This window comes from Burkholderia sp. Bp9015 (assembly GCF_003853505.1).
Taxonomy (GTDB): domain Bacteria; phylum Pseudomonadota; class Gammaproteobacteria; order Burkholderiales; family Burkholderiaceae; genus Burkholderia.
This window is the reverse complement of the sequence record NZ_QTPZ01000010.1, coordinates 53,814-66,669: the sequence shown is the minus strand read 5'-3', so window position 1 is coordinate 66,669 and position 12,856 is coordinate 53,814. Positions and strand designations below refer to the sequence as shown.

General features: G+C 68.5%; 12 protein-coding genes. 4 read left to right on the top strand and 8 right to left on the bottom strand.

Going from position 1 to position 12,856, the window contains the following annotated elements; translation table 11 throughout:
- The first annotated feature begins 6 nt into the window (after positions 1–6).
- Positions 7–609, top strand: coding sequence for a cob(I)yrinic acid a,c-diamide adenosyltransferase (gene cobO, locus DIE12_RS13105; protein WP_044843565.1), 603 nt, complete (start codon positions 7–9; stop codon positions 607–609).
- A 3-nt stretch (positions 610–612) separates the two neighbouring features.
- On the top strand, positions 613–1,917 hold the full coding sequence (locus DIE12_RS13100; RefSeq protein WP_124521790.1) for a cobyrinate a,c-diamide synthase: 1,305 nt from the start codon (positions 613–615) through the stop codon (positions 1,915–1,917).
- A gap of 35 nt (positions 1,918–1,952) precedes the next feature.
- Here DIE12_RS13100 and bamE read toward each other — a convergent pair whose 3' ends face one another.
- Together bamE and DIE12_RS13090 are read right to left on the bottom strand one after the other, a co-directional pair.
- Positions 1,953–2,492: an outer membrane protein assembly factor BamE gene (gene bamE, locus DIE12_RS13095; protein WP_124521791.1), complete on the bottom strand. Its 540-nt coding sequence runs from the start codon at positions 2,490–2,492 to the stop codon at positions 1,953–1,955.
- A 251-nt stretch (positions 2,493–2,743) separates the two neighbouring features.
- Positions 2,744–3,907, bottom strand: coding sequence for a M20 aminoacylase family protein (locus DIE12_RS13090; RefSeq protein WP_124485510.1), 1,164 nt, complete (start codon positions 3,905–3,907; stop codon positions 2,744–2,746).
- A gap of 354 nt (positions 3,908–4,261) precedes the next feature.
- On the opposite strand from DIE12_RS13090, the gene DIE12_RS13085 reads away from it, so the two are divergent.
- Together DIE12_RS13085 and DIE12_RS13080 are read left to right on the top strand one after the other, a co-directional pair.
- Positions 4,262–5,332, top strand: coding sequence for a type IV toxin-antitoxin system AbiEi family antitoxin (locus DIE12_RS13085; RefSeq protein WP_124485718.1), 1,071 nt, complete (start codon positions 4,262–4,264; stop codon positions 5,330–5,332).
- On the top strand, positions 5,301–6,206 hold the full coding sequence (locus DIE12_RS13080) for a nucleotidyl transferase AbiEii/AbiGii toxin family protein (protein ID WP_124521792.1): 906 nt from the start codon (positions 5,301–5,303) through the stop codon (positions 6,204–6,206). The genes DIE12_RS13085 and DIE12_RS13080 overlap by 32 nt, the downstream gene beginning before the upstream one ends.
- A gap of 42 nt (positions 6,207–6,248) precedes the next feature.
- Here DIE12_RS13080 and DIE12_RS13075 read toward each other — a convergent pair whose 3' ends face one another.
- The 6 genes from DIE12_RS13075 to DIE12_RS13050 form a co-directional block, all read right to left on the bottom strand.
- Positions 6,249–6,671 carry a PIN domain-containing protein gene (locus DIE12_RS13075; RefSeq protein WP_124521794.1) on the bottom strand — a complete coding sequence of 141 codons (423 nt, stop codon included), beginning with the start codon at positions 6,669–6,671 and terminating at the stop codon, positions 6,249–6,251.
- Complete coding sequence (gene vapB / locus DIE12_RS13070; RefSeq protein WP_124521795.1) at positions 6,668–6,934, bottom strand: type II toxin-antitoxin system VapB family antitoxin; 267 nt, start codon at positions 6,932–6,934, stop codon at positions 6,668–6,670. The genes DIE12_RS13075 and vapB overlap by 4 nt, the downstream gene beginning before the upstream one ends.
- 275 nt (positions 6,935–7,209) lie before the next feature.
- Positions 7,210–8,226: a GNAT family N-acetyltransferase gene (locus DIE12_RS13065; RefSeq protein ID WP_124485515.1), complete on the bottom strand. Its 1,017-nt coding sequence runs from the start codon at positions 8,224–8,226 to the stop codon at positions 7,210–7,212.
- Positions 8,226–9,065 (bottom strand): formyltransferase family protein, encoded by an 840-nt coding sequence (locus DIE12_RS13060; RefSeq protein WP_124485516.1) that lies wholly within the window; start codon positions 9,063–9,065, stop codon positions 8,226–8,228. Before DIE12_RS13060 ends, DIE12_RS13065 begins: the two co-directional genes overlap by 1 nt.
- A gap of 86 nt (positions 9,066–9,151) precedes the next feature.
- On the bottom strand, positions 9,152–11,416 hold the full coding sequence (locus DIE12_RS13055) for a TonB-dependent siderophore receptor (protein WP_124485517.1): 2,265 nt from the start codon (positions 11,414–11,416) through the stop codon (positions 9,152–9,154).
- Positions 11,417–11,462: 46 nt separating this feature from the next.
- Entirely contained in the window at positions 11,463–12,839 is a 1,377-nt protein-coding gene (locus DIE12_RS13050) for a lysine N(6)-hydroxylase/L-ornithine N(5)-oxygenase family protein (protein WP_124521798.1), read from the bottom strand.
- Positions 12,840–12,856 lie beyond the last annotated feature (17 nt).

Sequence of the window (12,856 nt, the reverse complement as noted above, 5' to 3'; positions counted from 1 at the left end):
TTCCCGATGAAGACCGATGCCGAATCCCATCAGCGGATGACCGAACGCCGCCGCGCCGGCCATGAAAAGAAGCAGGCTGCCGCTACCCAGGAAAAGGGCCTGCTGATCGTCAATACCGGCAACGGCAAGGGCAAGAGCACGGCCGCGTTCGGCATGGCCGTGCGCGTGCTCGGCCATGGCATGCGGCTCGGCGTCGTGCAGTTCATCAAGGGCGCGCTGCACACGTCCGAGCGCGACTTCCTCGGCGCGGTCGCGCAATGCGACTTCGTGACGATGGGCGACGGCTATACGTGGAACACGCAGAACCGCGACGCCGACATCGCGACCGCGCGCAAGGGCTGGGACGAGGCGCGCCGGATGATCGAAAGCGGCGAGTACCGGATGGTGATCCTCGACGAGCTGAACACCGTGCTGAAGTACGAATACCTGCCGCTCGACGAAGTGCTCGCGACGCTCGTCGCGCGCCCGGAATCGGTGCACGTCGTCGTCACCGGGCGGCATGCGCCCGATGCGCTGATCGATGCGGCCGACCTCGTCACCGAAATGCGTCTCGTCAAGCATCCGTACAAGGAGCAAGGCGTGAAGGCGCAACCCGGCGTGGAGTTCTGAGTGATGCTGGCCTGCCCCGCGCTGTTCGTCAGCGCGCCCGCGTCCGGCCAGGGCAAGACGTCGGTGACGGCCGGCCTCGCGCGGCTGCACCGGCGGCTCGGCCGGCGCGTGCGCGTGTTCAAGACCGGGCCGGATTTTCTCGATCCGATGCTGCTCGAACGCGCGAGCGGCGCGCCCGTGCACGCGCTCGACCTCGGCATGGTCGGCGAAGCCGGCTGCCGCGCGCTGCTCGCCGATGCGGCGCGCGACGCGGACCTGATCCTGATCGAAGGCGTGATGGGGTTGTTCGACGGCACGCCGAGCAGCGCCGATCTCGCGGTCGCGTTCGGCGTGCCGGTCGTCGCGGTGATTGCCGCGAAGTCGATGGCGCAGACGTTCGCGGCGATCGCGTTCGGGCTCGCGCGGTTCCGGCCGGAGGTGCCGTTTCACGGCGTGCTGGGCAATCGTGTCGGGTCGCCGCGACATGCGGAACTGCTGCGGCAGGCGCTGCCGGACGACCTGCGCTGGCTCGGGCACGTGCCGGCCGATGCGGGCATCGCGCTGCCGGAACGGCATCTCGGCCTGCACCAGCCGGCCGACATCGACGATCTCGACGCGCGGCTCGAGCGTGCGGCCGACGTGCTCGCGCGGACGGCGCTCGCCGAATTGCCGCCGGCCGTCGCGTTCGCGGAACCGGACGTTCACGCCGCGCTGCCGCGCGTGCTCGCCGGCAAGCGGATCGCGATCGCGCGCGATGCCGCGTTCTCGTTCATCTATCCGGCCAATCTCGCGCTGCTCGACGCGCTGGGTGCGCAGCTGCGGTTCTTTTCGCCGCTTGCGGACGAACCCGTGCCCGACGATTGCGACGCGCTGTTCTTGCCGGGCGGCTATCCGGAACTGCATGCGGCGACGCTCGCGGCGAATGCCGTGACCGCGCGGACGATTCGCGCGCATGCGGCGGCCGGCCTGCCGATCGTCGCGGAATGCGGGGGGATGGTGTATCTGTGCGAATCGCTGACCGACGTGGACGGCGCGACGACGCCGATGCTCGGACTGTTGTCAGGCCATGCGACGATGCAGCGCCGGTTCGCGGCGCTCGGGATGCAGCAGCTGGACACGCGCACCGGGCCGATGCGCGGTCATACGTTTCATTATTCGCGGCTCGATACGCCGCTGGCGCCGGTGGCGACGGCTGCGCGGCCCGACGGCGCGCCCGGAAGCGGCGAAGCCGTATATCGCGCGGGCCCGATCGTCGCGACCTACATGCACATGTACTGGCCATCGAATCCGGAGATGGCGGCCGCGCTGTTCGGCGGCACGGTATTCTGACGAAAAATACCCCGGGACACCGCGCGGCCGCGCGGTCAGGGTTTTTCGCGGCCCGGCGCTTCCGAGCGCGAAGTCCGGATCACGGTGCCGTCGGGGGAGAAATGCGCGTTGAACATCGCGTCGCCCGATACGCCGCCCTCGGCCCAGTGCCAGCTCCACACTTCCTCATGGCTCAACGCGTATTGCGCGACCTCGGTCGGCTTGCCGAGCAGTTGCCGTACGTCGTCCTTCGACATCCCCGGCACGACCTTCGCGATGTTCGCCGCCGTCAGCGCCTGCGTGATCGACACGAGCCGGCCGTCGGGCCCGAAATCGAGCATGTACGTGCGCGTGCCGTACGGGCCGCGCGGATATTCGAAGCGCTGCGAGCCGTCGTCGCCCTGCCGGACCATCTCGGGCTTGCCCGCCTGGCGCAGCACGTCCTCGGTCGTCGAGACGCCCGGCTGCAGATTGCCGAACGCCATCGGATCGGGCTTGATCGCATTCACCGCGTCAGCCACCTTCTGGTCGTCGCATCCGGCCGCCAGAACGCCGACCGCGCAAGCCGTCAGCACGGTCAGAAACTGTTTTCGCATGTCGTCCACACCTGTATTCATCGAGCCGATCCGGCGTCGCGCGCAGCGTAGCACGCGGCCCGTGCCGTCGATGTCAAGGAGCGTCAAATTCAGCGCGTGAGCGCTTTCCAATGGAACAGGAGCCTGGGCGAGGGTTGGCGGTAGCTCTTGTGTAGCGCCTTTGGCGCGTTTCCAATGCGTCCCGCGCGGCCGGTGTCATGGCCGCGCGGGCGCTCACCGGGCGGCGGTGCCCACGTCGATGCGCCGCGGCGTCACACCAGGAAAGTCTCCGCCAGCTTGACCCAGTACGACGCGCCGATCGGCAGCGCCGCGTCGTTGAAGTCGTAGCCGGGGTTGTGCACCATGCAGCCGCCCTCCCCGTCGCCGTTGCCGATGATCAGGTAGCAGCCCGGCCGCTTCTCGAGCAGGAACGCGAAATCCTCGCTGCCGGTGAGCGGCACCATCCCGTCGATCAGGTTCGCTTCGCCGACCCACCCGCGCGCGACGCCCCGTGCGAACGCGGTCATCTCCGCATCGTTGACGAGCACCGGATAGCGACGCTGGTAGTCGATCGTCGCGGTCGCGCCGAACACGGCCGCCTGCGCATGAACGACTTCCTTGATGCGTGTCTCGAGCAGGTCGCGCACCTCGGGCTTCAGCGCGCGAACGGACAGGCGCATCTGCGCACGGTCGGGAATCACGTTCGGCGCCTCGCCCGCGTGGATCGCACCGACCGTGACGATCGCCATGTCGAGCGGCGATACGTTGCGCGAGACGATCGTCTGCAGCGCGATGACGATCTGCGCGCACACGACGACCGGGTCGATCGCCTTGTGCGGCACCGCGCCGTGGCCGCCGCGCCCCTGCACGTCGATGGTCACGGTATCGGACGACGCCATGAACGGCCCCGGCAGGAAGCCGAACTTGCCCGTCGGGAAGCCCGGCATGTTGTGCATCGCGAAGATCGCGTCGCACGGGAACTGCTCGAACAGCCCGTCGTCGAGCATTTTCTTCGCGCCGCCGAGCCCTTCCTCGGCCGGCTGGAAAATCAGGTTCAGCGTGCCGGAAAAGCGGCGCTCGCGCGCCAGGTGCTTCGCGGCCGCGAGCAGCATCGCCGTGTGGCCGTCGTGACCGCACGCGTGCATCTTGCCGGGGATCGTGCTCTGGTACGGCAGGCCGGTCGACTCGTGGATCGGCAGCGCATCCATGTCGGCACGCAGGCCGAGGCGCTGCGTGCCATTGCCCACCTTCAGCTGCGCGACGACGCCCGTGCCGCCGAGCCCGCGCTGCACCGTGTAGCCCCACGCCTGCAACTGCCCGGCGACGAGATCGCTCGTCGCGAATTCCTCGAAGCCCAGTTCGGGGTGGGCATGAATGCGGTGCCGGATCTCGATCATTTCGTCGGCGAGGCCTGCGGGGATCACGCTGTGCGTCACGGTGTCGTCTCCTGGGTTCCGTGGGGAATGTGCAGGCAAGGATAGTCGGTTGAGCGGCAACCGGACAGACAGAAAGTCGTCGCGGCGACAACCTGGAGTTGCCAGTCTGCTCGCCGGCACACGACGAATCGCACGGCGGGAGGAAGCTGGCCATTCGGGTGACTGCCGGCCACGATCGGGATGCGCGACACTGCGAGTTCGTCTTGATTTCTCAGGTGGGAGTGCACGTTGAGTTCCGTTCGTCATTCCGGAATAATCTCGCCTTATCAAAGAGTTGAGCGTTCGTGTTCATTTTTTGACGGTTGTACATTTTTTGTGTACGCTGGCAGAAAAGTGAACAAGCGATCCATCCCGATGCCCGAGAACGCCACCCTGCCGATAGCGGAACAGCACGTGCTCGACGAAGCCTGCGCCGCGTTCGAACGCGCGACCCGGCACTTCCATGCGCGGCCCGTGCGCGTGCCGGCCGCCTATGAAGCGCATGCCGACGCGATGATCCGTTTCGCCATTGCCGGGCAGGCCTTCGAGATGCCGGCGGCGGTGAGCATCGGGGTCGAATCGGTGCAGGACGCACGCGCGGCGCTGCGCCGGCGCGGCGGCGCCCCGCTGCCCGGCGAGCGGCCGCTGATGCTGGTTGCGCCGTACGTATCGGTCGAGCTGGCTGCCCGCCTGACCGATCAAGGCATCCCGTTTCTCGATACGGCCGGCAATGCGTGCCTGATCCAGCCGGAAGCGACCGTGATGATCGCCGGCCGGCCGAAACCCGCCCGCACGCCGCGCCGGCAGGCATCGCGCGCGACGACGCCCAAGGGGCTGGCCGTGATGTTCGCGCTCGCGACGCAGCCGGGCCTCGTCGCGCAACCGTACCGGGCGATCGCTGCCGCGTCGGGCGTCGCGCTCGGCACGGTCAATCTCGCGATGGACGACCTGCTCGCGCGCGGCCTTGTCGCGCAGCGGCGCAACGGCGAACGGCTGATACCCGACTGGCCGCGCTTCATGCAGGAATGGGTCGCGCTGTATCCGAGCCGCCTGCGCGCGAAACTGCCGGCCCGGCGGTTTGCCGCGCTCGCGCCCGACTGGTGGCGCGGCTTCGATTTCGCGGCATTCGACGCGCGGCTGGGCGGCGAACCCGCGGCCGACTTGCTGACGCACGACCTGAAGCCGGCCGCGATCACCGTCTATACGCATGGCGCCGTGTCGAACCGCCTGCTGCTCCAGGCACGCCTGCGCCCGGACGAGCGTGGCGACGTCGAGCTGCTCGAAGCCTTCTGGCCGCCGTCGCCGGCGCTCGACTGGCGCGAGCAGGACGTGCCGCTCGTGCCGCCGCTGCTGATCTACGCGGATCTCGTCTCGTCCGGGGACAGCCGCAATCTCGCCGCCGCCGAACACATCCATGACCGATACCTCGCCCGCCCGCCCGCTTGAAGTCGACGCGCGCCGGCCGCTCGAGCCGGCGGCGGTCGCGCTGCTGCAGGCGGTCCGTGCGGCCTGCGCGCAGCTCGACGCGGCATTCGTCGTCGCCGGTGCGACCGCGCGCGACATCCTGATGTGGCATGTCCACGGCATCCGCCCGGTGCGTGCGACGCGGGACGTCGACGTCGCGGTGTGCGCGGTGAGCTGGCCGTTTCACGAACGGCTCGTCGATGCGCTCGTCGCGACCGGGCAATTCGCGCGTGCGCCGAAGCATCAGCAGAAACTGCTGTTCGACAGCGGGACGCAAGGCTTTCGCACGGAACTCGATCTCGTGCCGTTCGGGCCGCTCGAAACGCCGCCCGGCGAAATCGCTTGGCCGCCTGGCGGCGATTTCGTGTTGAACGTGCTGGGCTTTCAGGAGGCGATCGATACGGCGCTGGTCGTGTCGATCGCGGCCGACGTCGCGGTGCCGGTGGCGAGCCTGCCCGCCCTTGCGCTGTTGAAGTTGCTCGCGTGGAAGGACCGGCGCGCGCGCCAGAACAGCGACGCGTACGACCTGTTGTTCCTGCTCACGCATTTCCACGACGCAGGCAATCGCGAGCGCATCTGGGAGGTGGCGCCCGACCTGCTCGAGCAGCACGGTTTCCAGCCTGAGGTGGCGGCGGCTGCGCTGCTGGCGCGCGATGCGCAGCGGATTGCTTCGCCGCAGACGTACGATGCGATCCGCGCGCTGTTGTCCGACGAAGCAATCTACGCGACGCTCGGGCAGGATCTGCAGGCCCGCGCGTTCGCGCTGCTGCCGGGGGAATTCAGCGCGGACGCCGACCGGTATCTCGACGCGTTCCGCAGCGCCTTCCTCGCGGATCCGCCTGTTCCTCGCGCGTGACGTGCGACCGCGCGGGCGCCACGCCATCGCGCATTCACGACCTCAGGCCGAGGCCGCCCAGTCTTCGAGCGACAACCCCGCGACGCGGCCGAACTCGCGACGATTGTTCGTGACGAGCACGGCACCGGCCGCGATCGCGTGACCGGCGATCGACGCATCGTTTGCGCCGATCGGCGTGCCGCGCGCGGCGAGGTCGGCGCGAATCGCCGCCGTTGCATCGACCGCCGCGGTATCCCGCGACAGCACGCCGTCCAGCCGAGCGACAAAGGCCGTCACGAGTTCCGCATGCTTCGGCGATGCCTTTCTGCCGACCGCGCCGAACCGCATTTCCGCATAGGTAATCGCCGACACGACGATCCGGTGCTGCGCATTGACGCACGACTGCAGCCGGGACAACACCACGGACGGTCGCTCGCGCATGATCAACGAACAGATGTTCGTATCGAGCATGTAGAGCGTGGTCACCGGCCCGACTCCGTCGGTGCGGCGTCATCGGCGCCGGACAAGTCGAAACGGCCGGATTCGACGACAGCCTGGCGCTCGACGAGGAAGTCGGCATCGGCCAGCGGTTCACTCGCGAGCGACAGCCACGTCGGCCGCACCGGCCGCAGCAGCAACGTGTCGCCCTCGCGGCGGATCTCGAGTTCCGTCACCCCCTCGAATTCCATGTCCTTCGGGATGCGGATTGCCTGGTTACGGGCGTTCTTGAAAATGGAAACGGTGCGCATGAGCCACTCCAATGGAGTACGATGCACCCACTCTAGGCATATGCCGGCATATGTCAATATCGGGCGGCGCTGATGCGGGATCGCGCCTGATGCTGTCGTGGGTGTGCTTGCCATGTCGTCACGACCTGTCTGCGATGAGGGAGCGACCATTCTTCCTCATGCCGCCCACCCGATCCATATCCCGAACGGCCGATGCGCGCCCCCTGCAAGCCGCGCGAAACGTCCACGCTTGCGAATCGACGTATCGACGCCTCGCGTCCCCGTCCCCGTCCCCGTCACGGCAACCGGAAAGTGTCGAAGAATGTTTCGCGCTCCATCACGGTAAGCGCCGCGCGCTTGTGCGGGAAATCGAACTCCTTCAACGTATGGAACCCGAGCCGGTGCATGTACGCGATATGCCGCACGTGATCGACGCGCGGCTCGCCGACGAGCCGCTGCGTGCGCGGTTCGTCGACGAACATGTAGTGCAGCACCCCGCTCCACCATGCATGCAGCTTGCCCGCGCTCTGGAAGCGTGAGTCGCCAATCAGCAGGTGCAGCCCGCGATCGTAGTCGTGCGCGTCGTAGAACGGCGCGAGGCGGTCCTCCTTCGCCCAGTAGAACTCGAAATAGCCGAACGGCGTGTCGTCGAAATAGCCGATCATCGGATGCATGTGCGGATCGGCGAGCCGCTCCGCGAGATACGCGGCGTGCTCGTCGAGCGTGCCGCGCTGATCCCAGAAATGCGCGACGCGATCGAGGTTCATCCAGTCGCTGAACAGCTGCGCATGTGCAGCGATGTCGACGGTGCGCAGGCTGAACGTCATCCCGACCTGCGGCATGTAGCGCGCATAGATCTCGCCGGCCGGCGACGGCGGCCGCACCGGGTGCCGATGGCCGTTCGTGATCGTGTAGCGCAGCGGCATCCCGCCCGACGCGGGGGCCTTCAGCCACGGCCGCGGGTTCTGCCAGAACGTCGCGCGCGATGCGGTGACGCGCAGCCGGTCGCCCGCGATCCGCGCGCCGTCGATCACGCCTTCGCGCACCGCGCGCGCGACGTACGACGCGATGGCCGCCGGATCGGCGCCGCCGAGCGGCACCGACACCGTCGCCGCGTCGTGCCGCGTGTCCGTGTTGAACAGCGCGACGAATTCCGCGAGCAGTGCCGCCGGCGGATCGCCGGGCCGCCACGCGTCGAGCGTGCGCTCGACGGCGGGCGGCTCCTGCCCGTGCGCGGCGCCGTCGCGTGCCGCGGCCACGTGGCCTTCGACCGCGTCTACCGCGTTGGCCGGTTTCGTCAGCGTGTCTTCCATCACAGTGCTCCCGCGTCGTGGCGGTCGGCGAGGATGTGCAGCCCCCGCTCGAGCGCCGGAAACAGGCTGCGCTGGAAGTTGTTCCAGCGCAGTTCGAGAATCGTGTCGTCCGGCGCGATCGGCGTGTCGAGCACGTCGCAGATCACCTCGCCGGAATCGATGCCGTTGTCGACGTAGTGGAACGAGGCGCCCGTCATCGTCACCGGTTCGACGCGCGAGGTCGCGCCGCTCGCCCAGTCGACCCGTTCGCCGCGCGCGCCGTGCAGCGCGTCGAGCGTCGCCCACGCACCGCGCCGCTGGTACGGCGAAGCGTCGGCCGTAATGCCGGGGTGGATGTTCGCGATGCGGCGGTGAAAGCGCGCGCCGGGACGCACGAGCTCGTCGAGGATCACGAGCAGCCCGTCGAGCACGACCACGTCGGCGTCGAGTTCGAGCAGGCGTTCGAGCAGGCGGCGCTCGAACGCTTGCTTGCCCGTCACGCGCTCGCGTGCGTCGCGCGGCAGCCGGCGGTACGTCGATGCAATCGTGCAGAACAGTTCGTCGACCGGCCGGCCCTGCACCGTCAGCCCGTCGGGCAGGATCCACGGGCGGCCCGGCGTGCGCGCGAAGCCGTAGTCGGCGACCTTCGCGCGGTCGGCCGGCGAGCCTGCGTCGTCGTCGACGATCACGCCCTTGAGCGCATAGCGTTCGCCGAGCGGCGAGTCGTTCAGGCGCTCGACGAGGAATTCGAGCGGCGCCTTCATGTAGCGCGTGCCGCCCCGGTAGGCGACCGGCTGGCCGGCGCGATCGGCCGCGCCGTTGCGCAGCGACTGGATGTAGACGAGATTTTTCTTCGGCATGGAGGCGTCGTGGAAAAAACGGACGACGGCGCCGCGGCCCGCCCGCGCCGGCCCGAAGGCCGGCCGGCGCGCCGCGGCGCGCGGCGTCACCAGTTGTATTTCGCGGTGGCGAGCACCGTGCGGTCGGTCCCGAAAATGCAGACGCTCGTCGACTGGCAACCGCTGATGTAGTGGCGGTTGAACAGGTTCGTCCCGTTCACGGCGAAGCGCCAGTTGCGCGTGTCGTAGTGCACGCCCGCGTCGAACAGCGTGTAGCTCGCGACCGTCAGCGAGTTGTCGGCCGCACCGGCCGACGCGCTCTGGTAACGCACGCCGCCGCCCAGGCCGAAGCCCGTGAGCGGCCCCGTGTGCCACGTCCAGTCGGCCCACAGCGACGCCATCTGGCGCGGTCGCGGAATGTCGACCGGCCAGTTGTTCAGCGATGCGTCGTTCGCCTTCACGTTCTTCACGTCCTGGTAGACGTAGGACGCGATCAGCGACAGGTTGCGCGTGAGCTTGCCGGTCGCGTTCAGCTCGATCCCGCGCGAGCGCACTTCGCCCGTCTGGACCGACGTCGTGCCGGACGGATCGAGATTGAGCGGCGTCGACGTGAGCACGTTGGTCTGGTTGATCTGGTAGATCGCCGCGCTCAGCATCAGGTTCTTGCCGGGCGGCTGCCAGCGCAGGCCGGCCTCGATCTGCTTGCCGCGGGTCGGCTGCGGCAGGCCGCCGCCGTACAGGTTCACGCCGATCAGCGGGTTGAACGACGTCGCGTAGCTGACGTACGGCGACAGCCCGTAGTCGCCCTGGTAGGTGAGGCCCACGCGGCCGGTGAACGCACTGATGTCGGCCTTCGACTGCGTGCCGCCCTCGCGGTCGTCCATCCGCTGGTTGACCCAGTCCTCGCGGCCGCCGAGCGTCAGCGTCCAGCGGTTCCACTTGACCTGGTCCTGCACGTACAGCCCGAACGTGTTCATCGTCGTGTACGTGTTGGTGCGGTACGTGGTATTCGGCGGCGAGAACACGGACAGCGTGACGGGCGTGTAGACCGGGTTGTAGATGTTCAGCGTCGGCGCGGCGGCCAGCCATTCGCTGTCGGTCGCGGTCTGCCGGTTGTACTGGAAGCCGAGCAGCAGCGTGTGCTCCAGCGGCCCCGTGCCGAAGCGGCCCTGCAGGTTGTTGTCGATGTCGAAGCGGCTGTAGTTCGTCTGGAACACGCCGGCCCAGCGGTTGATGTCGGTCAGGCTGCCGTCCGCGAAGCCCGCGCCGAACACCGAGCCGTTGTCGAGCGACAGGTGCATCCAGCGCACGTTCTGGCGGAACGTCCACATCGAATTCAGATTCCGCTCGAACTGGTAGCCGAGCGACCACTGCTTCTTGCGGTAGTAGTTGAAATCCGGGTCGCCGCCGTAGACGTCCTTGCTGAGCTGCCCGTTCGGGTTCGGCAACACCGTGCCTTGCGCCGGCAGGAAGTTCGACGAGATGTCGCCCCAGTCCTGCAGGTAGGTGGCGGACAGCGTCAGCGACGTATCCGCGTCCGGGCGCCAGCGGAACGACGGCGCGAGCGCGACGCGCTGGTCGTTGTTCGGGCCGGTCAGCGCGTTGCCGTCGCGCGCGACGCCGACGAACCGGTACGCATACTTGCCGTCCGCATCGAGCTTGTCGCCGACGTCGATCATGAACTGCTTGCGCGCATAGTTGCCGAACTGCACGCCGGCTTCGCGCACGCGCTCGCCGTCGGCCGTCTTGGTCTGCACGTCGATGATCGCGCCCGGGTCGCCGGCGCCGTACAGCACCGACGTCGGCCCGCGCAGCACGGTGATGCTGTCGATCATGTACGGATCGACGCGCCAGCTCGACAGGTTCAGCGTGTTCGGCACCTGCAGGCCGTTCACGTACGCGGTCGGCGTGAAGCCGCGCAGCGCCGCGTACCAGTCGGAACGGTTGTCCGAGCCGTACGACGAGAAACCCGGCACGTAGCGCAGCGCCGCGTTCACGTCGGTCGCGCCGGTCATCTCGATCTGCTGCGCGGTGACGATGTTGATCGTCTGCGGGATTTCGTTGATCGACGTATCGGTCTTGGTGCCGGTCCGGCTGCGCTTCGCGACGAGCCCGACCGTGCCGTCGCCTTGCGAGCCCGCGTTGACGTTGATCGCCGGCAGCGTGCCGGACGTCGAGCCATTCTGCGCGCCGGTCGACGTGCTTGCCGCCGCACTGGCCGCCGCACCGTTCTGCGCACCGCCGGCCGACACCGCGGCACCTGCGTTCACGGCCGGCGCCGTCTGGGCGTATGCATGCCCTGCCGCCATCCCGAACGCCACGCTCGCCGCGGCTGCGATCGCACGCACACGCGTGCCTGTTGCCCACTCCATCTTTCTCTGCTCCACTTTCTTGATGCGGTCTCCGACCGCGCCTTTGTCAAAGAGCGAAAGCCATGCGGCCCGCGCTCGCCCCGTTTTGGTGTCGTTGTTCATGCAGCGCCCGGACCGCCCCGTCGTCATGGCCGGGCGCGATCCCTTCCTCGAGCGACGCGCAGATCTCGTCCGCGCGGCGCGCGAGGACCGACAGCAGCGTGTCGGACAGGCCGTGGCTGTCTTCGCAGCAGCCTTGCAGGTAGATGCGCGGCGCGAAGTGCTCGGGCGTCGCGAGCAGGTAGTCGCGCGTGACGTCGCCGCGCGTGAGCGCATCGCCAAGGTGCGGCGCGAGTCCTTCGAGCAGCGCCGAATGCGTGTCGCGCCGGTAGCCGGTCGCCAGCACCAGCGCGTCGAAGCGTTCGACGTGCGTCGCGCCGCTCATCCGGTCGCGCAGCGTCAGCTCGATGCGGCCGTCGGCGGTGCGCACCGCGGCCTCGATCGCGCTGTTCGCGCGCAGCGCGTGACGCGGCGTGCCGTCGATGCGCTGCAGGTACAGCATTTCGTAGATCTGCTCGATCAGCGGCCGGTCGACCACCGCGTAGTTGGTGTCGCGATAGCGCTCGAGCAGCGCGCGGCGCGCATCGTGCGGCTGCGCGTAGACGACGTCGGTGAACGCCGGGCTGAAGATCTCGTTGACGAACGGGCTGTCGTCGGCCGGTTTCAGTGCGCCCGCGCGCATCACGAGGCTCGCGTCGACGTGCGGGAAGCGGCGCGCGAGGTCGATGAACACCTCGGCCGCGCTCTGCCCCGCGCCGATCACCGCGACGCGGCGGCGCTCGCCGTCCGGCGACGCGACCAGCCGGTCGATGTCGGTCAGGTAGGACGACGAATGGATCACGCGGTCGCGGCCGAGCGCGGCGAACGCGTCCGGCACCGCCGGCGTGCCGCCGACGCCGACCGACAGCGCACGCGTCACGCGCTGGCGTTCGTGGCCGGCCGAATCGCGCGACAGCACGCGCAGCGCATCGACGCGCGCGCCGTCGCCGCGCACGGGCTCGATCGCCGTGACGGTTTCGCTGTAGTGGACGTGTTCGTCGAACGCGCCGGCGACCCAGCTCAGGTAGTCGTGGAATTCGACGCGGGTCGGATAGAAGTTCTTCAGGTTGACGAATTCGTTCAGCCGGCCGCGTTCGAACAGATAGTTGATGAACGTGTAGCGGCTCTTCGGATCGCGCATCGTGACGAGATCCTTCAGAAACGAGATCTGCATCCGGCAGTCGTCGAGCAGCATGCCGCGGTGCCAGCCGAATTCCGGCTGGCGTTCGACGAAGCAATGCGCGAACGGACGCGTGCCGTGGCGTTCCGCGAGGCGCACGGCCAGCGCCAGGTTCGACGGCCCGAAGCCGACGCCGATCAGGTCGAATACGGTTTCTCTCTGCATGTCTCTCAGCTCCCTTG

Excerpts from the sequence above, each read along its gene's own strand:
- DIE12_RS13080 (WP_124521792.1), top strand. The coding sequence starts at position 5,301 with ATGACCGATACCTCGCCCGCCCGCCCGCTTGAAGTCGACGCGCGCCGG.
- DIE12_RS13065 (WP_124485515.1), bottom strand. The coding sequence starts at position 8,226 with ATGGAAGACACGCTGACGAAACCGGCCAACGCGGTAGACGCGGTCGAA.
- DIE12_RS13100 (WP_124521790.1), top strand. The coding sequence starts at position 613 with ATGCTGGCCTGCCCCGCGCTGTTCGTCAGCGCGCCCGCGTCCGGCCAG.
- DIE12_RS13050 (WP_124521798.1), bottom strand. The coding sequence starts at position 12,839 with ATGCAGAGAGAAACCGTATTCGACCTGATCGGCGTCGGCTTCGGGCCG.
- DIE12_RS13085 (WP_124485718.1), top strand. The coding sequence starts at position 4,262 with ATGCCCGAGAACGCCACCCTGCCGATAGCGGAACAGCACGTGCTCGAC.
- vapB (WP_124521795.1), bottom strand. The coding sequence starts at position 6,934 with ATGCGCACCGTTTCCATTTTCAAGAACGCCCGTAACCAGGCAATCCGC.
- DIE12_RS13060 (WP_124485516.1), bottom strand. The coding sequence starts at position 9,065 with ATGCCGAAGAAAAATCTCGTCTACATCCAGTCGCTGCGCAACGGCGCG.
- DIE12_RS13055 (WP_124485517.1), bottom strand. The coding sequence starts at position 11,416 with ATGGAGTGGGCAACAGGCACGCGTGTGCGTGCGATCGCAGCCGCGGCG.
- cobO (WP_044843565.1), top strand. The coding sequence starts at position 7 with ATGAAGACCGATGCCGAATCCCATCAGCGGATGACCGAACGCCGCCGC.
- bamE (WP_124521791.1), bottom strand. The coding sequence starts at position 2,492 with ATGCGAAAACAGTTTCTGACCGTGCTGACGGCTTGCGCGGTCGGCGTT.